Here is a 25048-nt window from a genome sequence, read left to right as displayed (position 1 = left end):
CGTGACGGGCCGCTGCGCGCGGGCTGCTGCCCGGGCTACTCGCGAGCCCCGGTCGGCTTCGAGAACCGCTGCTGGAGCAGCACCGCGACGACGATGATGACGCCCTTGGCGACGGCCTGCACGGACGACGAGAGATTGTTCTGCACGAACACGTTCGTCAGCGTCGCGAAGATGAGCACGCCGAACACCGTGCCCGTGACGGTGCCGCGGCCGCCGACCAGCAGCGTGCCGCCGACGACGACGGCCGCGATCGCATCGAGCTCGTACAGCGTGCCGTGCGTCGACGTGCCGGCCGTCGTGCGCCCGAGGATCATGACGGCCGCGATGCCCGCGCAGAGGCCGGCGATGGCGTAGAGCCACATGGTGTGCCGCTTCACGTCGATGCCGGCGAGGCGGGCGGCCTCGCGGTTGCCGCCGATGGCGACCGTGCGACGACCGAAGGTCGTGCGGTTCAGGATCAGCCAGCCGGCTGCCGCGACGAGCGCGAAGATCCAGATCAGGATGTCGACGCCCAGGAAGTCCGCGTTCATGAACTCGATGAAGCCGCGGCTCTCGACGACGAGGGTGCGTCGTTCGGCGAGGATCTCCGCGAGGCCGCGGGCCGCGACGAGCATCGCGAGCGTGGCCATGAACGCCACGACCTTGCCGTAGGAGATGACCACGCCGTTCACGAGGCCGGCGGCGAGGCCGATCGCGAGCGCGACGACCACCATGACGATCCAGTGCGAGCTGCCGGCGAGGTCCTGCGTCACGGCCAGGGTCGCGGCGATCGAGGCGAGGCCCATGACCGATCCGACCGAGAGGTCGATGCCGCCCGCGGTGATGACGAGCGTCATGCCGACGCTGATGACGCCGATGATCGAGGCCTGGCGCAGGATCGTCAGCATGTTGGACACCTGGAAGAAGGTGTCGCCGGCCGTGATCGCGCCGACCACGACGATCAGGAGCAGGGCGACGACGAGCCCGGCGTTGCGCCCGACAGGACCGCCCAGCAGGCGGCGGAGCGAGGATTGCTGGGGGATCTCTGCGACCGAGGTGGTGGTGGTCTCGGGACCGGGCGGGGTGGCGATGTCGGTGCCGGGGGTGGTCTGCTCGCTCACGCGGCAGCTCCTTTCATGACGAGTTCGAGCACGCCGTGCTCATCGATTGCGGAGGCGGGGAGGGAGTCGAGCACTCGGCCGTCGGCGACGACGAGCACGGTGTCGGCGAGGCCGAGGACCTCTTCGATCTCGCTGGAGACGACGACGATGGCGTTGCCTTCGGCGGCGAGGCGTCGGATGAGGGCGTAGATCTCGGTGCGGGCGCCGACGTCGACGCCTCGGGTGGGCTCGTCGAGCAGGAGCACGCGGGTGCCGTGCACGAGCCAGCGGGCGAGGAGGATCTTCTGCTGGTTGCCGCCGGAGAGGGTGACGGCGGCGCGGTCGGGGTCGGCGGGGCGGAGTTCGAGCGCCTCGATCTGCGCCCTCGCCGCCTTGCGCTCGGCTCGCGCGTCGAGCCATCCGGCCCGCGCGAAGCGGGAGATCGACGAGAGCGTGACGTTGACGTAGATGGGCTCCTCGAGCACGAGGCCCTGGCTCTTGCGCTCTTCGGGAGAGAGTCCCATGCCCGCGGCGACCGACGCGACGACCGAGCCGCGGCGGAGTGCCGTGCCGGCGACGGAGACGGTGCCGGCGGTCGCGCGGCGCGCGCCGTAGATCGTCTCGAGGATCTCGGAGCGGCCGGAGCCGACGAGCCCGGCGAGGCCGACGATCTCGCCGGCGCGCACCGAGAACGACACGTCGGAGAACACGCCCGCCAACTGCAGGCCGTCGACGTCGAGCATGACGGGTGCGTCGTCGCGGATCGGCACCGCCGGCGGGAAGACGTTCTCGACGTTCCGGCCGGTCATGAGCCGGATGAGCTCCGAGGTCGGCGTCTCGGCGACCGCGAGCCCGTGGGCCATGCTTCGCCCGTCCTTGATGACCGTGATGCGGTCGCCGATCTGGCGGATCTCCTCGAGGCGATGGGTGATGTAGACCACCGCGATGCCCGCGTTCGTCAGCTCGCGGACGACCGCGAAGAGGTTCTTGACCTCTTCGGAGTCGAGCACGGCGCTCGGCTCGTCCATGATGATGAGCTTGATGTCGTGCGAGAGTGCGCGCGCCATGCTCACGATCTGCTTGTTGGCCGCGCTGAGCGAGCCCACCTCGGTGTTCGGCGAGATCGATCCGTGGCCGAGGCGCTGCATGAGCTCCTTGGTGCGTCGATGGGCCTGGCTTCGACTGGTGAATCCGGCCTTCGCGAGTTCGTGTCCGAGGAAGATGTTCTCGGCGACGGTGAGGCCGTCGACGACGTCGAGCTCCTGGTACATGGTCGCGATGCCGAGTTCGAGGGCGGCCTGGGGGTCGGGGATCGACACCGGGTCGCCGAGCCACAGGATCTCGCCTTCGTCGGGTTGGTGCACTCCGGCGAGCGTCTTGATGAGCGTGGACTTGCCTGCGCCGTTCTGGCCGAGGATGCAATGGACTTCGCCGGCCAGGATCTCCAGGCTCACGTCTTTCAGCGCGTGAACGCCTGCGAAGGACTTCCGAAGCCCTCGGGCGTCCAGCAACACCGGGTGGTCGACTTTGATCATGGTCGCAACATATCAGACCTTTCGTGCGGCCGAAATCGGCAAATCTCCCGGGAGAGTGCGGGTGTGCGCGTGGTTCCGGGCCTACGGAAAATGCTTGTGGACAGCCAATGCGTGGGTTGGTATGGTTCCCACGGCGTATTTGATGTGACTAAAAACAAACACGCCGAACGGCGATGCCCACCCCGCATCGCCACGCGATCACACCAGCAATCACCTCAAAGGAGAGAACTCATGGCACGGAATCACACGCTCGCCAAGCGCGCGCTGTTCGGTGTGGGGGCGTCCGTCCTCGCCATCGGACTCCTCGCAGGCTGCACCGGCGGAGCCGAGCAGGAGAGCGTCACCGATCAGGGCACCAGCAGCGAGGAGAACGCGGCATCCGGCGACAACGTCGTGATCGGCTTCTCGGGCCCGGCCGCCGACCACGGCTGGCTCGGCGCCATCAACTCCGGCGCCCAGGCCGCAGCCGCGGGCTTCAGTGATGTCGAGCTGAAGGTCGCGGAGGGCACGAACGACGCCAACGCGCAGATCGCCGCCGTCGAGACCTTCATCAACGAGGGCGTCGACGCGATCGTGCTGCTGCCCAGCGATGGTGCGGCACTGACCGAGGTCGCGATCAAGGCGATGGAGGCCGGCATCCCGGTCATCAACGTCGACCGCGAGTTCTCCAGCCCGTTCGCCGCGCGCACGACCGTGCTCGGCGACAACTACGGCATGGGCGTCTCCGCAGGGACGTACATCTGCGAGCAGCTGAGCGATACCCCAGACGCGGTCGTCGCGGAGATCGCCGGCATCGACTCGCTGCCGCTGACGCAGGACCGCTCGCAGGGCTTCGCCGACGCGCTCGACGACTGCGGCCTCGAGGTCTCGGCCCGCGTTGCCGCCGACTTCACCGTGCAGGGCGGCGAGGCCGCCGCATCGCAGCTGCTCTCGGCCAACCCGAAGATCGACGCGATCTGGAACCACGACGACGACCAGGGCATCGGCGTGCTCGCCGCCATCAACTCGGCCGGCCGCGACGAGTTCTTCATGGTCGGCGGCGCCGGCTCGAAGAACGCCATGGAGGCCATCCAGGCCGACGACAGCGTGCTGAAGGCGACGATCATCTACCCGTCGACGCAGGCCGCCGACGGCATCGCCCTGGCCCGCCTCATCGCACAGGGCAAGACCATGAGCGACCTGATCACGCCCAGCGTGCCCACCCGCATCGTGCTCGACGCACCCGTGGTCACCAAGGACAACGTCGACCAGTTCATCGGCCTCGCATTCGAGTCCTGATCGAGTGATCGAGGTGCCCGGCCCCGCGGCCGGGCACCTCGATCCCACCGAATCGGACTGCAGAGTCCACCGAACCCGAAACACAGGAAGGACGACATGTCGGACACGCTCCGCGTCGCGATGATCGGCGCAGGCTTCATGGGCGCGGCTCACTCTCAGAGCTGGCGCGTCGCCCCCAGATTCTTCGATCTCCCCGTGAAGCCCACGATGCAGGTCCTGGCCGGGCGCGACCTCGCGGCCGTCGAGCAGGCCGCCGAGAAATGGGGCTGGGCCGAGGCATCCGCCGACTGGCGCGAGGTGATCGCGCGCGATGACATCGACCTCGTCGACATCGTCACCCCGGGCGACACGCACGCCGAGATCGCGATCGCCGCGCTCGAGGCGGGCAAGCACGTGCTGTGCGAGAAGCCCCTCTCGAACACCGTCGCCGAAGCCGAGGCGATGGCCGAGGCCGCGAACGCCGCCGCCGAACGCGGGGTGATCAGCATGGTCGGCCTCACCTACCGACGCGTTCCCGCCGTGACGTTCGCTCGCGACCTCGTGGCTGCCGGGCGCATCGGCGTCGTGCGGCAGGTGCGGGCCGCCTACCGGCAGGACTGGCTTCGCGACGAGACCGGTCCGATGACCTGGCGGCTCGAGAAGCATCGCGCAGGATCCGGCGCACTGGGCGACATCGGCGCCCACGCCATCGACCTCGCCGAGTTCATCACCGGGCTCCGACTCGAACGCGTCTCGGGAATCCTCGAGACCATCGTGACCGAGCGGCCGCTGCTCGGTGAACGGGTCGGGCTCTCGGGCACGGCCACCGACCGGCTCGGCACCGTGACCGTCGACGACGTCGCCCTCGTCACCGGCCGATTCGCGTCGCAGGACGGCTTCGCGCCGATCGGCACGTTCGAGGCGACCCGCTTCGCGACGGGCCGCAAGAACGCCCTGACCATCGAGGTGTCCGGATCGCGCGGCGCCCTCGCCTTCGACCTCGAACGGCTCAACGAGCTCGAGGTCTACAGCGCCGCGGACCCCGATCTCGAGCAGGGGTTCCGCAGGGTGCTGGTCACCGAGCCAGGGCATCCCTACCTGGCGCCGTGGTGGCCGCCCGGGCACGGGCTCGGGTACGAACACGGCTTCTCGCACCAGGTCGTCGAACTCGTGACGGCGATCGCCGCCGGCACGGCCCCCAGCCCGTCGTTCGCCGACGGCCTGCACCTCCAGCGCGTGCTCGACGCCGTCGAACGCAGTTCGGAGCACGAGGCCGTCTGGACCCCGGTCGGCTGACGCCGCCCAGCAGCACATCGATCACTCAAGCAAGGAGCATGCGCAATGACGCGACCGATCACCCTGTTCACCGGCCAGTGGGCCGACCTTCCGTTCGAGGACGTCGCCCGGCTCGCGGGCGAGTGGGGATACGACGGACTGGAGATCGCCTGCTGGGGCGACCACCTCGACGTCTCCAGGTGGGACGACGACGCCTATGTGCAGAGCCGCAAGGACATCCTCGAACGGAACGGGCTGAAGGTCTTCGCGATCTCGAACCACCTGACCGGGCAAGCGGTCTGCGACGATCCCATCGACGAGCGCCACCGCGACATCCTGAGCGACCGGGTGTGGGGCGACGGCGACCCGGAGGGTGTGCGGCAGCGCGCGGCCGAAGACCTGAAGGACACCGCGCGATTCGCGGCGAAGCTGGGCGTCGGGACCGTCAACGGGTTCACCGGATCGTCGATCTGGAAGGCCGTCGCCATGTTCCCGCCCGCCTCCGACGAGTGGATCGAGGCCGGCTATCGCGACTTCGCCGATCGCTGGAACCCGATCCTCGACGTGTTCGAGGAGGTCGGGGTGCGATTCGCCCTCGAGGTGCACCCCTCGGAGATCGCCTACGACTACTGGACGGCGAAGCGCACCCTCGAGGCCATCGGCCACCGCCGGAGCTTCGGGTTCAACTTCGATCCGTCGCACTTCGTGTGGCAGCAGCTCGACAGCGTCGCGTTCGTCCTCGACTTCGCGGAGCACGTCTTCCACGTGCACGTGAAGGAGTCCGTGACGAACCTCGACGGCCGGAACGGCGTGCTCGGCTCCCACCTGCCGTGGGCGAACCCGCGGCGAGGCTGGACCTTCGTGTCGACCGGACACGGGGCCGTGCCGTGGGAGCCCGTGTTCCGCGCGCTCAACGCCATCGGGTACGACGGCCCGACCAGCGTCGAATGGGAGGACGCGGGCATGGATCGGCTCCAGGGCGCTCCCGAGGCCCTCGCCTTCGTCCGTCGACTGAACGCGATCACCCCGCCCTCGGCCGCGTTCGACGCGGCGTTCAGCAGCAACTGACAGGCTGGGGGCGAGTCGTTCCGCCAGGGCGGCGGGCTGCCGCGCAGCCCGCCGCCTTGGCGTGCTGCTCGCGGTGAATCCGAAAGGGGTGGGTATGGACGGGGCGAGGATGGATTCGCCGAGCTCGACGCTCGGCGCGACGATCGACGACATCCGACGGCAGAACCTCGCGCAGGTGCTGCGCCTCGTGCACCGCGACGGTCCGCTCTCGCGGGCCGAGATCACGCGCGCGACCGGGCTGAACCGATCGACGGTCGGCGGGCTCGTGACCGACCTGTCCCAGCGCGGCCTCGTCGAGGAGAACCCGGCGACGGCGGTTCGCAAGGTCGGGCGTCCGAGCCCTTCGGTGACGGCCTCCGACCAGGCGGCCGCGATCGCCGTCAATCCCGAGATCGACGCGATCGACGTCGCGCTCGTCGGCCTCAGCGGGCGCGTGCTGCACCGAGTGCGGTACCGCAACGAGCGGACGCCGACGGTGGGCGAGTTCGTCAACGTGGTCAGCGCGATCATCGAGGGCATGCGGCCGGCGTTCGGCGACGCAGCGGTGCTGGGCATCGGCGTCGCCCTGCCCGGCCTGGTCAGGGAGGCGGACGGATCGGTGATCCTGGCGCCGCACCTCGGCTGGCGCGAGGCCGCCGTCGGGCAGCTGGTCGAAGAGGCGACGGGCATGCGGGTGGTCGTCGGCAACGACGCGAACTGCGGCGTCGTCGCCGAGAGCACCTTCGGGGCCGGCCGCGGCGACGGCGTGATCATCTACCTCAACGGCGGCGCGAGCGGCATCGGCGGCGGCATCGTGATCAACGGCCGCCTCGTCACGGGGGAGGGCGGCAACGCCGGCGAGTTCGGGCACACCGCGGTCTCGACCCGCGGTAGCCGATGCCACTGCGGGGCGACGGGATGCCTCGAGACCGAGGTGCGCCGGGACCGGTTCGTCGAGGCGGCGGGGCTCGGCGATGTCGACCCCGAGGCCGTGCTCGACGCGATGGCCGTGGAGTGGCTCGACCGCACAGGCGACGGCGGCCTGGAGATCGACCGCCAGGTGAGCCGCCTGGCCGTCGCGCTCCGATCGATCGTCAACATCTTCAACCCGCGCACCGTCATCCTCGGCGGCCATCTCGCGCACCTGCTCGCCGTCGTCGGGGAGGACGAGATCCACCGTCGGATCGCTCCCACGCTGCCGGGCGGCGGCAGCGAGCCCGAGATCGTCGGCGCCCGGCTCGACGACGAACTGCTGCTCATCGGCGCGGCGGAACTGGTGTTCGCGCAGGCGCTCGGCGATCCGACGGTGATGCCGTCGCGTGCGGTCGCCTCGGCGTTCGCGCGCTGACCGATCGTGCGCCGACCGTTCGCGCGCTGGCCGTTCGCGGGCTGACCGGTCGGGAGCCCAGGGCGAGCGGATGCCGCGTGCGGGCGTCGCTCGTCGTGGGCCCTACCCGGCCTGCAGCACCGGGCCCGACGAGCGCCGCACGACGAGGAGCGGCGGCGGCACCGTGACCGGGCGAGGCTCCGACTGCTCGATGAGGGCGAGGAGCTGGTGCACGGCCGCGCGGCCCTGCGCCTCGAAGTCGTTGCGGAGCGTCGTGAGCGGCGGATCGAGGTAGGCCGCCTCGGGGATGTCGTCGATGCCGACCACGCTCACGTCTTCGGGGATCCGCAGTCCGCGCTCCTTCAGGGCGAGCATCGCGCCGATGGCCATCTGGTCGTTGGCCGCGACGTAGGCGGTGGCGCCGGGCAGTTCGGCGAGGCCGGCGATCGCCTCGTATCCCGACCTGGCCGACCAGTCGCCGTGCAGGATCGCCTCGGAGTGCATGCCCTGCGCCTCGACGGCGGACTCGAACGCCCGCATGCGGTTGCGCGACGCCGACCAGGTGTGCGGCCCGGCGATGTGCACGACCCGGCGGTGCCCGAGCTCGGCCAGGTGCGCGACGACGGCCGGAAGTCCGACGCTCGAGAGCTTGGTGCGGGGGTCGTCGGGCACGCCGTCGGATTCGGCGGCGACGTACGCCGGCACCCGGAACGCGGTCGTCTCGAAGGCGTGGGTCATCTCGTCGGTCGACGCGAGTGCGAGTACGCCCGCGAGGTCGTGCTGGGTGATGATCGCGAGCGACTCCTCGATGGCCCGCGGGTTGCGGGCGTCGAGCGCGATGATGTCGAGCACGTAGCCGGCCTCGCGGGCGGCCGCGCTGGCCCCCTCGACGATGCGTCCGGGGCCGACCTGCGAGATCTCGTGGGTCAGGGCGCCGATGCGGTGCGAGCGACCCGACTTGAGGCTGCGCGCGGTGAGGTTCGGCCGGTAGCCGAGTTCGTCGAGGGCCTGTTCGACCTTCTCGCGCGTCTCGGGGCGGATGCCCTCGAACCCCTTGAGGAACCGGCTGACGGTCTGGTGCGAGACGCCGGCGGCCTGGGCGACGTCGTAGATGGTCGCCGCCTTCGGTGCGCGCGGCGGTGCGGTCGTCGAGTCGACAGCGCCCGCCGTCGCGGTCTCGGCGTCTGGCGAGACGGGACTCGTGCTCATCTTGACCTCTCCGGTGCCACGTTCGGCAGCGGGCTGCGCGTCTGCAGCCTGCGGTGCTCTTCCGCTGAAAATAGTGCTTGACAGATCGATGTTATCGGCAACATGCTTACTTCCACCCAATGTTGTCGAAAACATTCGGGTGAGAATGATCAGAGACGGCCCTGCCGACCTACAACGGAGTACGAATCAGATGAAGTCACCGCTGCCCGTCACGTCCCCGAGCGGACTCCTCTTCGGCGTCGCCTACTACCCCGAGTACCACCTCACCGATCGCGTCGAGACCGACCTCGACCTCATGCGCGAAGCCGGCATCAACGTCATCCGCGTGGGGGAGTCGGTGTGGTCGACGTGGGAGCCCCGCGACGGCGAGTTCGAGCTCGAGTGGCTCGCCCCAGTGCTCGACAGCGCGCACCGTCGTGGCATCCGCGTGATCCTCGGAACCCCGACCTACGCGGTGCCGCCGTGGCTGCAGGTCGCGCACCCCGAGATCGCGGCCGAGCGCCGCACGGGCGAACCGATCCCGTGGGGCGCACGCCAGGAGATGGACTTCTCGCACCCCGTGTTCCGCACCTACGCCGAGCGGGTCATCCGCGCCGTCGTCGGCCGCTACGCCGACCACCCCTCCGTCATCGGCTTCCAGGTCGACAACGAGCCCGGCATGGAGCTCTTCCACAACGACCACGTCTTCGAGGAGTTCGTGAACCGGCTGCGAGCGCAGTTCGGCGACGTCGAGACCCTCAACCGCGAATGGGGCCTCACGTACTGGTCGCACCGCCTGGCCGACTGGTCGGAGCTGTGGCGGCCCGACGGCAACTCGTTCCCCCAGTACGACCTCGCGTGGCGCCGGTTCCAGACCGAGCTCACGACCGAGTTCATCGCGTGGCAGGCCGAGCTCGTGCGCGAGTATTCACGTGACGACCAGTTCGTGACCACGTGCCTGCAGTACGGTCGACCGGCGCTCGACGACGAGCGGGTCAGCCGTGCACTCGACATCACGTCGGGCAACCCGTACTACGGCATGCAGGACCGCCTCGATGCGACCCTCGAGCGCTCGCAGCTCAGCCAGTGGACGACGACGGGCGTTCCCGCCCTCTTCCGTGCGGCCGACCGCATGTACTCCTCGAAGCAGGGGCGCTACCTCGTCACCGAGACGAACGCCCAGTCGATCGGGCACTCCGACACGAACTTCCCGCCCTACCCAGGCCAGCTGAAGCAGTCCGCCTACACGTTCATCTCCCGCGGTGCCGCGATGATCGAGTACTGGCACTGGCACACGCTGCCCTACGGCATCGAGACCTACTGGGGCGGCGTGCTCCCGCACAGCCTCGTGCCCGGCCGGGTCTACCGCGAGGTCGCCGAGATCGGCGCCGAGCTCGCGGCCATCGGCACGACGCTCGACGGCTTCGAACCCGATGCGGATGTCGCGATCCTCTGGTCGAACGCGAGCCGCTACGCCCTGCAGTTCACGCCGCCGCTCCGCGTCGACGAGGCGCCCGACCCCGAGTCCTACGAGAAGATCTTCGACGCGTTCCACCGCGGCGCCGTCGACGCCGGGCGCCAGGCGCGCCTGCTCCATCTCGACCAGGCCGCCGAGCTCGGCGCCGAGGCGCTCGCCGAACGCTTCCCGGTGCTCGTCGCCGCGGGCGTGTACGTGACCACGGATTCCGAACTGGCGCTGCTCCGCGACTACGTCGCCGCCGGCGGGCACCTCGTCGTCGGCCCCCGCACCGGCTACGCCGACGAGGAGGCCCGAGCCCGCGTCGAGGTCTCCCCGGTGCGACTGACCGACCTCGCGGGGGTCCACTACGACGAGTACTCGAACCTCGAGCAGGAGGTCGCGGTCGTCGCGACATCCGATGATCTCCACCTCGACGGCACGGCCGCCGCACGCCTCTGGATCGACGGCCTCATCGCCGACGACGCCGACGTGCTCGCGCGCTACGTGCACCCCCGATTCGGCGACTTCCCCGCCGTCACCAGCCACGCAGTCGGCGATGGTCGCGTCACCGTCGTCGGCTGTGTGCCCAGCCCTGCCCTCGCGAGCGGTGTCATCCGCTGGGCCGTCCCCGAAGCGACCTCGCACGAGCTCGCGGGCGAGACCGCCGGGCCCGTCTCCGTGACCTCCGGCACGCTCCCCGACGGGCGGCGCGCCTGGTTCGCCTTCAACTGGGGATGGGAGCCGCAGAACCTCGTGCTCGCGGCATCCGTCGCCGACACCGTCACCGGAGCGCAGCTCCAGGCGGGAACAGACGTCTCACTGGCCGCGTGGTCGACGCGGACCTTCCTCAGCCGGTGAGCACCACCGGATCCTGCGATCCGAACACACCCACAGAAAGAGTGATCATGATCAAGAAGACACGGAGAACAGCACTGGCGCTGGTTGGCGGCGCCGTGTCCATCGGACTGCTCCTGACCGGCTGCACGCCGAGCTCCGGCGGCGGCTCGACCGACACCGTCAGCCAGGACGACATCGACAAGGCGATGACCACCCCCACCAAGCTCACGTTCTGGACCTGGGTTCCCGACATCGAGAACGAGGTGAAGCTCTTCGAGGACAAGTACCCCGCGATCGACGTCACCGTCGAGAACGTCGGCCAGGGCCTGCCGCACTACCAGAAGCTCCGCAGCGCCATCGAGGCGGGCGAGGGAGCTCCGGATGTCGCGCAGCTCGAGTACCAGTACATCCCCTCGTTCGTGCTCAACGAATCCCTGCTCGACCTGACGCCGTACGGCGCCGACGACCTCGCCGGCGACTACGTGGACTGGGCGTGGAAGCAGGTCGCACCCGACGCGGAGGTCTGGGCGATCCCGCAGGACGTCGGCCCCATGGGCAACCTCTACCGCGAGGACATCCTCGCCGAGGCCGGCATCACCGAGCCTCCGGCGACGTGGGACGACTACGCGACCGCGGCGAAGGCCGTGAAGGAGAAGACCGGGTCGTACATCTCGAACCTCGGCGCCACCCAGGCCGGGCAGATGATCGGCTTCTTCTGGCAGGCCGGCGTCAAGCCGTTCGGCTACGACGGCAAGGAGACCGTGAAGATCGACGTCAACAGCGACGACGCGAAGAAGGTCGCCGGTTACTGGACCGACCTCGTGCAGCAGGACCTGATCTCGACCGACGTCGACTTCAACGACACCTGGTACCAGGGCCTCGCGAGCGGCAAGTACGCGGGCTGGCTCACGGCGGCCTGGGGGCCGATCTTCCTCCAGGGCACTGCGGAGAGCACCTCCGGACTCTGGCGTGCGGCCCCGCTGCCGCAGTGGACCGAGGGCGAGGAGGTCTCGGGCAACTGGGGCGGATCCTCCGACGCGGTGCTCGCCTCCAGCAAGAACCCGATCGCCGCCTACGAGCTCGCGAAGTTCATCAACAACGACGAGTCCTCGGCCATGAAGCTCGCGACGGAGCAGTTCCTGTTCCCGCCGCAGGTCTCGGTGCTGGAGGACCCCGCGTTCGCCGACCAGGAGTCGGAGTTCTACGGCGGCCAGCAGGTCAACAAGCTGTTCGCCCAGATCTCGACGACCGTCGACACCGACTTCCAGTGGGTGCCGTTCATGGACTACGTCTACTCGACCTATGAGGAGACGATGGGCACCGTGATCGCCGACAAGGGCGACATCGCCGCCGCGCTCGACACGTGGCAGGACCAGCTCGTGAAGTACGCGGAGGACCAGGGCTTCACCGTCGAGTGACGCCTGCGGGGCGCCCGCCGCACGCACGGCGGGCGCCCCGTTCCCCTCAGCATCATCCGCGACATCCCCGACCGCCAAGAGAAGGAGCCGCCATGTCAGCCACTCCGGCGCTCACCGCCGAGCGCCCCGCAGCCCCGCCGCCCCGGCGGCGCACGAGTACCACGAAGCGCCGGCAGTACCGGGCCGCCTACCTGTTCCTCGTCCCGTTCTTCGTCGTGTTCATCACGATGCTGGTCGTCCCGCTCGTCTACGCCGGCTACCTGAGCCTGTTCGAGAGCAAGCTCATCGGAGGCCAGGCGTTCAACGGCCTCGGCAACTACATCCGGGCGCTCACCGACCCGCTGTTCCTCGAGGGCCTCGGCCGGGTGGGCCTGTTCTTCATCGTGCAGGTGCCGATCATGCTCGGGCTGGCGCTCTTCTTCGCCCTCGCGCTCGACACCTTCCGGGCGCGGGGGTCGAAGGCGATCCGGCTGCTCATCTACATGCCCTACGCCGTGCCCGCGGTGGTCGCGACGCTCATGTGGGGCTACCTCTACGGCCCCGACTTCGGTCCGCTCGCGCAGATCGCGCGAGCCGCGGGCCTCGGGACGCCCGAGTTCCTGTCGGCCGAGAACATGCTCGGCTCGATGATGAACATCGTCACGTGGGAGTTCGTCGGCTACAACATGATCATCATGTACGCGGCCCTGCGGTCGATTCCGGCGGAGCTCTACGAAGCCGCCGAGATCGACGGAGCGGGGCAGTTCCGCATGGCGTGGAGCATCAAGATCCCGGCCATCCGCCCGGCGATCATGCTGACGGTCATCTTCTCCGTCATCGGGTCGTTCCAGCTGTTCGCCGAGCCGAGCCTGCTCTCGATCATCGCGCCGAACGTGGTGATCAACTCCTACACGCCGAACTTCTACGCCTACAACCTGGCCTTCGTGAACCAGGAGCTCAACTACGCGGCATCCATCGCGTTCCTGCTCGGAATCGTGATCGCCGTCGTGTCCTACATCGTGCAGCTCGGCGCGCAACGGCGCGAGCGACGTGAACGGAGCCTGTCATGACCTCGACCGAGACCCGGGCCGCCGTGACCATCGGCGCCACCGGATCGCGCCGTTCCCGCAACCGGTTCGCGCCCGAGCGGCGTCGGAGCACGCTCCTCACGGTGATCCTCTGGCTGTGCGTGCTGTACTTCGTGCTGCCGCTCTGGTGGCTGATCGTCTCCGCGACCAAGGACAACGCCGCGCTCTTCTCGACGTTCGGCCTGTGGTTCGGCGGCGACTTCTCCCTCTGGGAGAACCTGCAGACGCTGTTCACCGTGCGCAACGGCATGTTCGCCCGCTGGCTCGGGAACACCTTCGTGTACTCGATCAGTGCGGCCCTCGGCGCGACGCTGCTCTCCACCATGGCGGGTTACGCGTTCGCGAAGTACGACTTCCCGGGCAAGAAGGCGTTGTTCAGTGCGACCCTCGGCGCGATCATGATCCCGCTCACGGCCCTCGCGCTGCCGACCTACCTGCTGTTCACCGCGGCGGGCCTGACGAACACGCCGTGGGCGGTCATCGTGCCCTCGCTCGTCAGCCCCTTCGGCGTCTACCTCATGCGGGTGTACGCGGCCGACGCGATCCCCGCCACCCTCATCGAGGCGGCGCGGGTCGACGGCGCGGGCGAGTTCCGCATCTTCTGGCAGGTGGGGTTGCGACTGCTCGGGCCCGGACTCGTGACCGTGTTCCTCTTCTCGCTGGTCGCGACGTGGAACAACTACTTCCTGCCGCTGATCATGCTGAACAGCTCGGAGCTGTACCCCATCACGGTCGGCCTCGCGCAGATGCAGGCGGCCGCCAGCCAGGGCGGCGGCTCGCAGGCGCTGTTCTCGACGGTGATCACGGGCTCGCTGGTGTCGATCATCCCGCTGGTGCTCGCGTTCCTGTTCCTGCAGCGGTACTGGCAGTCCGGGCTGGCCAGCGGAAGCGTGAAGGAGTGATCATGACGATCTGGTACGGCGGGGACTACAACCCCGAGCAGTGGCCGCGGCCCGTCTGGGACGAGGACGTGCAGCTCATGAACCGGGCGGGCGTCTCGCTCGCGACGGTCGGCGTGTTCTCGTGGGCGCGGCTCGAACCGCGCCCGGGGGAGTACGACTTCGCGTGGCTCGACGAGGTGCTCGACCTGCTGCACGCGGGCGGTGTGCGCGTCGACCTCGCGACGGCGACGGCCTCTCCTCCGCCGTGGCTCGCTGCGCGGCATCCCGAGACCCTGCCCGTGACCGAGGACGGCGTGACCCTCTCGGTCGGCAGTCGGCAGCAGTACTGCCCGAGCTCGCCGGTCTACCGCGAGCGGGCCGGGGAGCTCGTGCGTCGCATGGTCGAGCGCTACGCCGACCACCCGGCGCTCGAGCTGTGGCACATCAACAACGAGTACGGATGTCACGTCAGCCACTGCTACTGCGACGTGTCGGCCGCGGCCTTCCGCGAGTGGCTGCGCGAGCGGTACGGCACGGTCGAGGACCTGAACCGGGCCTGGGGCACCGCCTTCTGGTCGCAGCGCTACGACTCGTTCGACGAGGTGCAGCCGCCGCGGGCCGCCCCGACGTTCCGCAACCCGACCCATCTGCTCGACTTCGACCGCTTCTCGAGCGACGAGCTGCTCGCCTGCTTCCGGGCCGAGAAGGCGATCATCCGCGAGGGGTCGGCGGTTCCCGTCACGACCAACTTCATGGGATTCTTCAAGCCGGTCGACTACTGGTCGTGGGCGGCGGAGGTCGACGTCGTGAGCGACGACACCTACCCCGACCCGGCCGATCCCGACTCGCCCGCGTACGCCGCGATGGTGCGCGACCTCATGCGCTCGCTCGGCGGCGGCGCGCCATGGCTGCTCATGGAGCAGTCGCCGAGCGCCGTGAACTGGCGGCAGCAGAACGCCGCGAAGGCGCCCGGCCAGATGCGGGCGTGGTCGTACCAGTCGGTGGCGCGCGGGGCCGACGGCATCCTCTTCTTCCAGTGGCGGCAGTCGGCCGCCGGCTCGGAGAAGTTCCACTCCGGGCTCGTGCCGCACTCGGGCACCGACACGCGCGTCTGGCGCGAGGTCGAGCAGCTCGGCGGGGAGCTCGCCGCGCTCGCCGCGCGCTCGGGCGACGACGCCGTGGCGGGCAGCCGGGTGACGTCGCGCGTGGCCATCGCGCTCGACTGGCACAGCTGGTGGGCGATCGAGCAGCCCGCATCGCCGACGGATGTCTCGTACCTGCGCGCCGTCGGCGCCTGGCACGCCGCGCTGACCTCGCTGGGACTCGTGGTGGACTTCGTGCGCGCCGAGGGCGACCTTTCGTCGTACGACCTCGTCGTGGCACCCGCGCACCTCGTCACGACCGACGCCCAGGTCGCGAACCTCGCGGCCTTCGCCGAGTCCGGCACGCTCATCGTCGGATTCGGCACCGCCGTGCTCGACGAGAACCTGCACGTGCGGCTCGGCGGGTATCTCGGCGAGCCGCTCCGCCGCGCGCTCGGCGTGTGGATCGAGGAGTTCGCGCCGCCGGCCGCGCCCGACCTCGCGAACGCGGGCGGCATGGCGGCTCCGCCGTTGGCGCTCACGGGCGACGTGGTCGGCGGTGCCGCGCTCGGCACCGTCTGGGGCGAGTTCGTGCGGGTGGAGGACGCCGAGACGCTCGCGACCTTCGACGACGGTGCGCTGAGCGGATGGCCCGCGGTCACCCGGCGTCGCACCGACGGCGGCAGCGCCTGGTACGTCGCGACCCTGCCGGAACCCGAGGCCCTGCGGCTGATCGCCGAGTCGGCGGCACGCGAGGCCGGCATCGGGCTGCCGCCCGCGGCGACGCGCGGCGGTCAGGTCGAGGCGGTGCGGCGCGGGCCCGCGCTGTTCGTGATCAACCACGGAGTCGACGAGGCGGAACTGCTCGTCGAGGGCACCGACCTGCTCAGCGGCTCACCGGCCGCGGGGCTGCGCCTGGCCGCGCAGGGCGTCGCGGTCGTCGTGGCCGATGCGGCAGACGGGGTCGACGTGGTCGATGCTGCGGACGGGGGCGCCGCCTAGGCCGACTCGCGCCAGACCACCGAGGTCTCGACCATGATGCCGTCGACGGCGGGCTTCTCGCCGCGGATCTGCGCGAGCACGCTCAGCGCGGCGGCGCGGCCGAGGCCGGCCGCCGGTTGGCGCACCGTCGAGAGCGGGGGATGGGTGCGTGTGGCCCAGGCGCTGTCGTCGAAGCCGACGACGCCGACGTCTTCTGGCACGCGCAGGCCGGCTTCGCGCAGCGTCTCGAGCGCTCCGGCCGCGACCGCGTCGGACGCGGCGAACAGGCCGTCGAGGTCGGGATGCCGCGCGAGGAGCGCGCGCATGCCATCGACGCCGGCCGAGTACGAGTAGAGCGGCACGGACTCGACGAGGTCGGCGTCGAAGCGGTCGCCGAGGGCGTCGGTGAAGCCCTGCAGGCGGTCGACGCCGGAGTCGCGGTCGAGGGCCGCGGCGATCATGCCGATGCGGCGGCGGCCGGTCGCGATGAGCTGCTCGGTCACGGCGCGCGCCGACCCGACGTTGTCGATGCCGACCCAGGCCGCGGTGAGCCCGGGCGGGTGGCCGACGAAGGCCGCCGGCAGCTCGAGCTGTTCGATCACGCGCGTGATCGGGTCGTTCGTGCGCGCCGAGACCATGACCACGCCGTCGACGAAGCCGCCGCGGAGGAAGCGCGCGACGCGCTCGGTGTCGCGTTCGGAGTCGACCACGATGCTCGCCATCTGGTAGTCGGCGTCGGAGAGCGCGGCGTTCGCCCCGAGCAGGATCTCGCCGATGTTGGGGTCTTCGACGAAGAGCGGGCCGGGCTCGTGCACGATGAACGCGACGGCCTGCGTGCGCTGCATGACGAGGTTGCGGGCGGCGGTGTTCGGCACGTAGCCGACCTTGACGATCGCGGCCTCGATGGCCTTGCGCGCTTCGTCGGAGACGTAGCGCTCGCCGTTGACGACGCGGCTCACGGTGCCGCGCGAGACGCCCGCCTCGACGGCGACGTCGTGCACCGTCGCACGCTTGCGACGGGCGGGGATCTCGGGCATGTGGCCCACTGTACCGGCGGTGCGCAGCGGCGTCGTGTTTGACATCCGGCGAAGGCCGTGGTTAGTCTGTGCACGTTCACAGAATCTCAGCGCGGAGTTCTCGCTCTCGAATCTGTGCACGTTCACAGAACACGGCAACGACACAGTCGGGGAGAGCATGCAGTCGCACACCGGGAACACCGAGCACCGCGCGGAACGCCGCACCTGGCGTCACGACGGCATCGCGTTCGGCTGCGACTACAACCCCGAGCAGTGGGACCCCGAGGTCTGGCCGGAAGACGTGCGCCTCATGCGCGAAGCCGGCGTCGACCTCGTCGCGATCAACATCTTCGGCTGGTCGCAGATCAACCCGCGCAAGGGCACCTTCGACTTCACCGCGCTCGACGCGGTCATGGGCCTGCTGGCGGAGGCCGGCATCCGCGTCAACCTCGGAACCGCGACCGCGTCGCCGCCCCCGTGGCTGTCGACGCTGCACCCCGAGATCCTGCCGGTCGCCGACGACGGCACGACCCGGTACCCCGGCGGCCGCCAGGCCTGGTGCCCCTCGTCGCCGGTCTTCCGCCGCTACGCGCTCGCGCTCGTCGAGCAGGTCGCCGAGCGCTACGGCTCGCACCCGAACGTCGAGCTCTGGCACGTCTCCAACGAGCTCGGCTGCCACAACGCGCTCTGCCACTGCGCGGAGAGCACGGCCTCGTTCCGCCGCTGGCTCGAGCAGCGCTACGGCACGATCGCCGAGCTGAACCGCGCGTGGGGCACGAGCTTCTGGAGCCAGCGCTACGACGACTGGGCCGAGATCCTGACGCCCATGCGCAACCTCTCGACGCGCAACCCCGGCCAGGTGCTCGACTTCCACCGGTTCAGCTCCGACGAGCTGCTCGGCTACTACCGCGCCGAGGCCGAGGTCATCCGGGCCCGCAGTGCGGCGCCGATCACGACGAACTTCATGGTCACGGCGCACATCCGCAACCTCGACTACTTCTCGTGGGCCTCCGAGATGGACGTCGTCGCGAACGACCACTACCTCGACAACCGCCTCGCCGACCCGACCACCGAGCTCGCGTTCGCTGCCGACCTCACCCGCGGCATCGCCGGCGGCGAGCCGTGGATCCTCATGGAGACCTCGACGAGCGCCGTCAACTGGCAGCCGCACAACATCGCGAAGGCCCGCGGCGAGATGACGCGCAACGCCGTGCAGCACATCGCCCGCGGCGCCGACGGCATCTGCTTCTTCCAATGGCGCGCCTCGGCGCAGGGATCGGAGAAGTTCCACTCCGCGCTGCTGCCGCACGCGGGCACCGACAGCGACGTCTGGCGCGAGGTCGTCGACCTCGGCGGCCTCATCGGCCGCCTCGACGAGGTCACCGGCACCCGCGTCGCCGCCGACACGGCCGTGCTCTTCAGCTGGGACGCATGGTGGGCGACCGACGCCGACAACCGGCCGAGCCACGCCGTCGAGTACCTCGAGCAGGTGCACGCGGCCTACGCCGCACTCCGCGCGACGGGCGCCACGATCGACGTCGTGCACCCCGGCGCCGACCTCTCGGGCTACAAGATCGTCGTCGTGCCCGCGCTCTACAGCGTGACCGACGAGGCCGCGGCGAACCTCGACGCGTTCGTCGCCGCCGGCGGCACGACGCTCGTGACCTTCTACAGCGGCATCGTCGACGAGTACGACCGGGTGCGCCTCGGCGGCTACCCCGGCGCGTTCGCCGAGCTGCTCGGCATCCGCGTGCAGGAGTTCGCGCCGCTCGGCCCCGACGACGAGGTGCGCCTGGCCTCGGGTGCGAGGGCGCGGCTCTGGTCGGAGCACCTCGCGCTCACGACGGCCGAGGCGGTCGACACGTTCGTCGACGGTCCGGCGGCCGGCATCCCCGCCGTCACCCGCAACGCCCACGGCGAGGGTTCCGCCTGGTACCTCGCCACCCGGCCGGATGCCGCGGACTACCGCTCCCTCGTCGCCCGCATCGCCGACGAGGCCGGCGTCACGCCGCCCGCCGGAGCGGGCGCCGACCTCGAGCTGGTGCGTCGCACCGGCGACGGCCGCAGCTACCTGTTCGCGGTCAACCACGGCGCCGAGCCGGTCGTCGTCGACGGGGTCGGGTTCGACCTCGTGACCTCGACGACCGTCGACGGCGACGTCACCGTGCCGGCCTTCGGCATCCGCATCATCAGAGAGGAGGCGGCATGACGACCGCACCCGCCGAGGTCGCCGCGCGCGCGGCCGAGAACCGACCGGCGCCGCGTCGGCGCATCCCCGTGCCGCACAAGGCCGCGATCGCCGTGTTCATCGCGCCGTTCGGCATCCTGTTCGTGCTGTTCTACCTGATCCCGATCCTCCAGGCCGTCTGGCAGTCGATGCTCGTGATCGAGCGCGACGGCACGTTCGGCGAGGCGACCGAGGTCTTCGGCGGTCTCGCGCAGTACGTGCTCGTGTTCCAGAACGCGCCGTTCTGGGCATCCGTCGCCCGAGTGCTGACCTTCGGCATCGTGCAGGTGCCGGTGATGCTGGGCCTCGCCCTGCTGTTCGCGCTGCTGCTCGACTCGCCGCTGGTGAAGGGCAAGAAGTTCTTCCGCCTCGCCTTCTTCGTGCCCTACGCGGTGCCCGGCGTGATCGCGGCGATCATGTGGGGCTTCATGTTCAGCCCGAACCTCTCGCCGTTCACGGCGCTCACGAAGAGCGTCGACTTCCTCGGCGCCGACCTCGTGCTGTGGTCGATCGCGAACGTCGTCACCTGGGTCTTCGTCGGCTACAACATGCTCATCATCTACTCGTCGCTGCTCTCGATCCCCACCGAGATCTACGAGGCCGCACGGCTCGACGGCGCGAGCCAGTGGCGCATCGCATGGGCGATCAAGATCCCGCTCGTGCGGCCCGCGATCCTGCTCACCGCCGTGTTCTCGATCATCGGCACGCTCCAGCTGCTCGCCGAACCGCAGGTGTTCGCCTCGTTCTCGTCGGCCGTGATCAGCACGTACACGCCGAACATGACGATCTACGCGACGGCCTCGGTGCCGAACTCCAGCCTCGCGGCCGCGTTCTCGGTCGTGCTCGCACTCGCGACGTTCGCCCTCAGCTTCACGTTCCTCAAGATCACCCAGCGCAAGGGGGCCGACGAATGACCGCCACGACCGCGATGCCCGGCGTCGTCGGGCCCAAGGGCGCCGGCAAGGGCGCGAGCTCGGGTGCGCCCCGCGCCCGCGGACCCCGCGAGAGCCTGATGTCGCGCACGGCCGCCATGCTCGTGATGGCCGTGTTCACGCTGTACTTCCTCGTGCCGATCTGGTGGCTGCTCGTCGCGTCGACGAAGAGCCCTGGACAGCTCCTCACGACGCCGGGCCTGTGGTTCGCCGACTTCAACTTCGTCGAGAACATCACCGCGCTCTTCGAGTACCGCGGCGGGGTGTACTGGCGGTGGCTCGGCAACAGCGTGCTCTACGCCGGCCTCGGCGGGCTCATCGGCACCCTGATCGCGGCCATGTGCGGCTACGCCCTCGCGAAGTACCGCTTTCCGGGGCGCGAGGTCATCTTCAACGTCGTGCTCGGCGGCGTGCTCGTGCCCGCGACCGCGCTCGCGCTGCCGCTGTTCCTCATGTTCAGCCAGGTCGGCCTGACGAACACGTTCTGGGCGGTGTTCCTGCCCTCGATCGTCAGCCCGTTCGGCGTGTACCTCACGCGCATCTTCGCGGCCGCCTCCGTGCCCGACGAGCTCATCGAGGCGAGCCGCATCGACGGCGCCGGCGAGGTGCGCACGTTCTTCACGGTGTCGATCCGGCTCATGTCGCCGGCGCTCGTGACGGTGTTCCTCTTCCAGTTCGTCGCCATCTGGAACAACTTCTTCCTGCCGCTCATCATGCTGCGCAGCGAGGAGCTCTTCCCGGTCACGTTCGGCCTCTACACGTGGAACTCGCAGCTCAACCAGATTCCCGAACTGCGCAGCTACGTGCTCATCGGGGCGTTGCTCTCCATCGTCCCCCTCATCGTCGCCTTCCTCGCCCTCCAGCGCTTCTGGCGCAACGGGCTCGGAGCGGGCGCGCTCAAGTAACACCGGTTCGAAACACCCAGTCCGCCCGCACTCCCGCGGGCGGCATCCCCACCAAGAGAAGGATCAGCATGCAGCACAAGAAGAAGGCCATCGCAGCGCTCGCGCTCGTCGGCACGCTCGCACTGGCCGGATGCTCGACGGCGAGCGGGGACGGCGGCACCAGTGCCGCCGGCGATTGCACGCCGAGCGACGGCAAGGTCGACCTCACGTTCACGTCGTGGATTCCGGGCATCGAGGATGCCGTGCAGCTCTGGAACGACGAGAACCCCGACATCCAGGTCGCCGTGCAGACCGGTCCGAACGGCAACTCGGGCACCTACCAGAACTTCTTCAACCAGCTCAAGGCCGGCAACGCGCCCGACCTCGGCCAGATCGAGTACGACGCGCTGCCGAACTTCCGTGTGCAGGACGGCCTCGTCGACCTCGCGGCCTGCGCCGACGTCGTCGCCGCCGAGGACGATTTCGTGCCGTGGACCTGGGGTCAGGTCACGCTCGGCACCGAGAAGGAGATCTACGGCGTGCCGCAGGACTCGGGCCCCATGGCCCTGTTCTACCGCTCCGACCTGTTCGAGGCCAACGGCATCGCCGTGCCCACGACGTGGGACGAGTACAAGAAGGCCGCGAAGCAGGTGCGCGCCGCCGGCGGGTACATCACGAACTTCTCGCAGACCGACATCAACCAGTTCGCCGGATTCGTGTGGCAGGCCGACGGCCAGTGGTTCCAGAACGACGGCGACGAGTGGACCGTCGACCTGACGGGCGACGCCTCGAAGACGGTCGCCGACTACTGGCAGGACCTCATCGACGAGGACCTCGTCTCGACGTACCCGGCCTGGACCGACGAGTGGAACAACGCCTACAACTCTGGCGAGGTCTGGTCGTGGAACTCCGCCGTCTGGGGTGCGAACTCCATCGCGTCTGGCGCTCCCGACACGGCCGGCAACTGGTCGGTCGCCCTCGCGCCGCAGTGGAACGCGGGCGAGGCGAAGGCGGGCAACTGGGGCGGGTCCTCGACGGCCGTCTTCAAGGGCACCGAGCACCTCTACGAGGCGACGAAGTTCGCGCTCTGGCTGAACACGTCCGACGAGGCGCTCACCGCGCTGAACACCTCGGCGAACATCTACCCGGCCACGACCGCGGGCCTCGACCTGCCGTCGCTGCAGGAGGGCGTCGAGTTCTACGGCGGCCAGAAGATCTACGACGTGTTCAAGGAGGCCGCGACGCAGGTCAACCCCGACTTCGTGTGGGGCCCGACCATGACGCAGACCTACGCCGACGTCGCCGACGGCTTCAAGGCCGCCGCGAGCGGCCAGGGCACCCTCTTCGAGGCGCTCGAGAACGGTCAGACCACGACGATCGACGCGCTGAAGGCGCAGTCGATCCCGGTCAAGGAGTAGTCGCGGCATGATCCACCACCTCCGTGCCTCGGGCGTCAGTGTGCTCGTCGATGCCCGAGGCGCGGGGGTTCCCGCGATCGTGCACTGGGGCCGCGACCTGGGGCGGCTCGACGACGCCGACCTGGCGTCGCTGGCCGACGCGTCGGTGCCCGCCGTGTCGCCCAGCTCGATCGACGTGCCCCTCCGGCTCTCGCTCGCGCCGTCGCTCTCCGACGGCTGGAGCGGTCGCCCCGGCCTCTCGGTCGCCGGCGAACGCCCGGTCGACCTCGCGCTCTCACTGCGGTCGTGCGAGCGGGTCGACGATGCGGCGGCGCAACGGCTGGCGATCTCGGTGACGGATGCCGCGGCATCCGTCGATCTCCGCATCGACCTCGAGCTCACCGCCCATGGCGTGCTGCGCATGCGGCACGTGCTGACGAACGTCGGCGAGGCGACGCTGCACCTCGGTGCCGCGGCATCCGTCGCTCCCGTGCCGGATCGCGCCCGCGAGCTGCTCGACTTCTCGGGCCTGTGGGCGAACGAACGCCGCCCGCAGCGCCTCACCCCGGGGCACGGCGTGTGGGCGCGCGAGTCGCGGCACGGCCGGCCGGGCCACGACGACGCGTTCCTGCTCGCGGCCGGCACCCCGGGCTTCGACTTCCGCACGGGCGAGGTCTGGGCCGCGCACGTCGCGTGGAGCGGCGATCGCTCCCTCTGGTTCGAACGCAGTGCGCTCGGCCCGACGACCATCGGCGGCGGCGAGCTGCTCGGGCTCGGCGAGGTCGTGCTCGCCGAGGGCGAGACCTACGACGCGCCGTGGCTCGTGCTCGTCTGGTCGGATGCCGGTCTCGACGGGGTCTCGGCGCGGCTGCACCCATGGGTGCGCTCGTGGTCGACGATCGACGGCCCGCGCCCGGTCGTGCTGAACACCTGGGAGGCCGTCTACTTCGACCAGTCGCTCGAACGCCTGCAACCGCTGATCGACGCGGCAGCCAAGGTCGGCGTCGAGCGGTTCGTGCTCGACGACGGCTGGTTCCGGGGGAGAGCCGACGACCGCCGGGCCCTCGGCGACTGGTTCGTCGACGCCGAGACCTGGCCCGACGGCCTCGACCCGCTCATCGACCGGGTGGTCGCCGCGGGCATGGACTTCGGCCTCTGGGTCGAGCCCGAGATGGTCAGCCGCGACTCCGACGTCGCGCGCGAGCACCCCGACTGGGTGCTGCAGCCGGTCGGTTCACCGACCTGGCGGTGGCAGAACACGCTCGACCTCGCGAACCCGGCGGCCTTCGCGTACGTGCTCGGGCGCCTCGACGCCCTGCTCTCCGAGCACCCGATCGCGTACCTCAAGTGGGATCACAACCGCGACCTGCTCGCGACCGATGCGCACCGGCAGACGCGCGCCTTCCTCCGGCTCGTCGACGCGCTGCGTGCGAAGCACCCCGACGTCGAGATCGAGTCCTGCGCCTCGGGCGGCGCGCGCATCGACCTCGGCGTGCTCGAGCGCGTCGACCGCGTCTGGACGAGCGACACCAACGACCCGCTCGTGCGCCAGCGCATCCAGCGTCACACCTCGCTCGTCGTGCCGCCCGAGTACCTCGGCGGCCACCTCGGCGCGGCGCGCGCCCACACGACCGAACGCACGTCGTCGCTGTCGTTCCGCATGATCACCGCCCTGTTCGGATCTGCCGGCATCGAGTGGAACCTCGCCGAGGCCGCGCCGCACGAGCTTGACGCGATCGCCGCCTGGATCGAGCTCTACAAGCGGGAGCGCGGGCTGCTGCACTCGGGTGTCGTCGTGCGCAGCGACGACGCCGACCCGGGCGTGCTCGGGCACGGGGTCGTGGCGGCCGACGCCTCGCGGGCGCTGTACGCCCGGGTCGCCCTCGACTCGGCCGAGGCCGCGCTGCCCGCTCCGGCCAGGTTGCCGGGCCTCGACCCCGACCGCCGGTACCGCGTGCGACCCCTGCCGGTCGGCGGGGAGGCGCCGACGATCGCCGATGCCCCGCCGTCGTGGTGGGCCGCCGGCGAGGTCGTGCTGACGGGCCGCGTGCTCGGCGAGATCGGGCTGCCGATGCCGCTGCTCGCGCCCGAGAACGCGCTGCTGCTCGAGGTGACGGCGGTCTGAGCCGGCGGGCGGATGTCGCGTCGGGCTGCTTCCG

The 25048-nt window shown here is 70.1% G+C and carries 18 protein-coding genes; 14 read left to right on the top strand and 4 right to left on the bottom strand.

Annotation, left to right across the window (positions count from 1 at the left end; all coding sequences use genetic code 11):
- Positions 1–35 precede the first annotated feature (35 nt).
- Together GQR16_RS14755 and GQR16_RS14750 are read right to left on the bottom strand one after the other, a co-directional pair.
- The gene (locus tag GQR16_RS14755) at positions 36–1100 is read right to left on the bottom strand and encodes an ABC transporter permease (RefSeq protein ID WP_157415915.1); all 1065 of its coding nucleotides are present in this window, start codon (positions 1098–1100) and stop codon (positions 36–38) included.
- Positions 1097–2614, bottom strand: coding sequence for a sugar ABC transporter ATP-binding protein (locus tag GQR16_RS14750; protein WP_157415914.1), 1518 nt, complete (start codon positions 2612–2614; stop codon positions 1097–1099). Before GQR16_RS14750 ends, GQR16_RS14755 begins: the two co-directional genes overlap by 4 nt.
- 231 nt (positions 2615–2845) lie before the next feature.
- Between GQR16_RS14750 and GQR16_RS14745 the strand changes: the two genes are divergently transcribed.
- From GQR16_RS14745 to GQR16_RS14730, 4 genes are all read left to right on the top strand, one after another.
- Positions 2846–3892, top strand: a complete 1047-nt coding sequence (locus tag GQR16_RS14745; RefSeq protein WP_157415913.1) for a substrate-binding domain-containing protein — start codon at positions 2846–2848, stop codon at positions 3890–3892.
- A 120-nt stretch (positions 3893–4012) separates the two neighbouring features.
- Entirely contained in the window at positions 4013–5167 is a 1155-nt protein-coding gene (locus GQR16_RS14740) for a Gfo/Idh/MocA family protein (RefSeq protein WP_157415977.1), read from the top strand.
- 45 nt (positions 5168–5212) lie between these two features.
- Positions 5213–6214 (top strand): sugar phosphate isomerase/epimerase family protein, encoded by a 1002-nt coding sequence (locus tag GQR16_RS14735; RefSeq protein ID WP_157415912.1) that lies wholly within the window; start codon positions 5213–5215, stop codon positions 6212–6214.
- 94 nt (positions 6215–6308) lie between these two features.
- Complete coding sequence (locus GQR16_RS14730) at positions 6309–7541, top strand: ROK family transcriptional regulator (protein WP_157415911.1); 1233 nt, start codon at positions 6309–6311, stop codon at positions 7539–7541.
- Positions 7542–7643: 102 nt separating this feature from the next.
- On the opposite strand, the gene GQR16_RS14725 is transcribed toward GQR16_RS14730, so the two are convergent.
- Positions 7644–8729, bottom strand: coding sequence for a LacI family DNA-binding transcriptional regulator (locus GQR16_RS14725; RefSeq protein WP_170298516.1), 1086 nt, complete (start codon positions 8727–8729; stop codon positions 7644–7646).
- 190 nt (positions 8730–8919) lie between these two features.
- On the opposite strand from GQR16_RS14725, the gene GQR16_RS14720 reads away from it, so the two are divergent.
- From GQR16_RS14720 to GQR16_RS14700, 5 genes are all read left to right on the top strand, one after another.
- Positions 8920–11025, top strand: coding sequence for a beta-galactosidase (locus GQR16_RS14720; RefSeq protein ID WP_157415909.1), 2106 nt, complete (start codon positions 8920–8922; stop codon positions 11023–11025).
- A gap of 47 nt (positions 11026–11072) precedes the next feature.
- Positions 11073–12422 (top strand): ABC transporter substrate-binding protein, encoded by a 1350-nt coding sequence (locus tag GQR16_RS14715; RefSeq protein ID WP_246200865.1) that lies wholly within the window; start codon positions 11073–11075, stop codon positions 12420–12422.
- 92 nt (positions 12423–12514) lie between these two features.
- Positions 12515–13471 (top strand): carbohydrate ABC transporter permease, encoded by a 957-nt coding sequence (locus tag GQR16_RS14710; RefSeq protein WP_157415908.1) that lies wholly within the window; start codon positions 12515–12517, stop codon positions 13469–13471.
- Positions 13468–14391 carry a carbohydrate ABC transporter permease gene (locus GQR16_RS14705; protein WP_092964314.1) on the top strand — a complete coding sequence of 308 codons (924 nt, stop codon included), beginning with the start codon at positions 13468–13470 and terminating at the stop codon, positions 14389–14391. Before GQR16_RS14710 ends, GQR16_RS14705 begins: the two co-directional genes overlap by 4 nt.
- Positions 14392–14393: 2 nt before the next feature.
- Positions 14394–16454 carry a beta-galactosidase gene (locus GQR16_RS14700; RefSeq protein WP_157415907.1) on the top strand — a complete coding sequence of 687 codons (2061 nt, stop codon included), beginning with the start codon at positions 14394–14396 and terminating at the stop codon, positions 16452–16454.
- On the opposite strand, the gene GQR16_RS14695 is transcribed toward GQR16_RS14700, so the two are convergent.
- A complete protein-coding gene (locus GQR16_RS14695) occupies positions 16451–17470 on the bottom strand; it encodes a LacI family DNA-binding transcriptional regulator (protein WP_157415906.1) in 1020 nt (339 codons plus the stop codon). The genes GQR16_RS14700 and GQR16_RS14695 overlap by 4 nt on opposite strands.
- Before the next feature lie 157 nt (positions 17471–17627).
- Between GQR16_RS14695 and GQR16_RS14690 the strand changes: the two genes are divergently transcribed.
- The 5 genes from GQR16_RS14690 (at position 17628) to GQR16_RS14670 (ending at position 25014) form a co-directional block, all read left to right on the top strand.
- On the top strand, positions 17628–19658 hold the full coding sequence (locus GQR16_RS14690) for a beta-galactosidase (RefSeq protein ID WP_157415905.1): 2031 nt from the start codon (positions 17628–17630) through the stop codon (positions 19656–19658).
- A complete protein-coding gene (locus GQR16_RS14685; protein ID WP_157415904.1) occupies positions 19655–20590 on the top strand; it encodes a carbohydrate ABC transporter permease in 936 nt (311 codons plus the stop codon). Before GQR16_RS14690 ends, GQR16_RS14685 begins: the two co-directional genes overlap by 4 nt.
- A complete protein-coding gene (locus GQR16_RS14680; RefSeq protein WP_246200864.1) occupies positions 20587–21513 on the top strand; it encodes a carbohydrate ABC transporter permease in 927 nt (308 codons plus the stop codon). The genes GQR16_RS14685 and GQR16_RS14680 overlap by 4 nt, the downstream gene beginning before the upstream one ends.
- Positions 21514–21581: 68 nt before the next feature.
- The gene (locus GQR16_RS14675; protein ID WP_157415903.1) at positions 21582–22910 is read left to right on the top strand and encodes an ABC transporter substrate-binding protein; all 1329 of its coding nucleotides are present in this window, start codon (positions 21582–21584) and stop codon (positions 22908–22910) included.
- Positions 22911–22917: 7 nt separating this feature from the next.
- Complete coding sequence (locus tag GQR16_RS14670) at positions 22918–25014, top strand: alpha-galactosidase (protein WP_157415902.1); 2097 nt, start codon at positions 22918–22920, stop codon at positions 25012–25014.
- Positions 25015–25048: the final 34 nt, after the last annotated feature.

The organism is Agromyces allii (genome assembly GCF_009749385.1).
In the GTDB taxonomy this organism is placed as follows: Bacteria; Actinomycetota; Actinomycetes; order Actinomycetales; family Microbacteriaceae; genus Agromyces; species Agromyces allii.
Note: the sequence above shows the minus strand (reverse complement) of the source record. Positions and strands in the feature narration are given on the sequence as shown.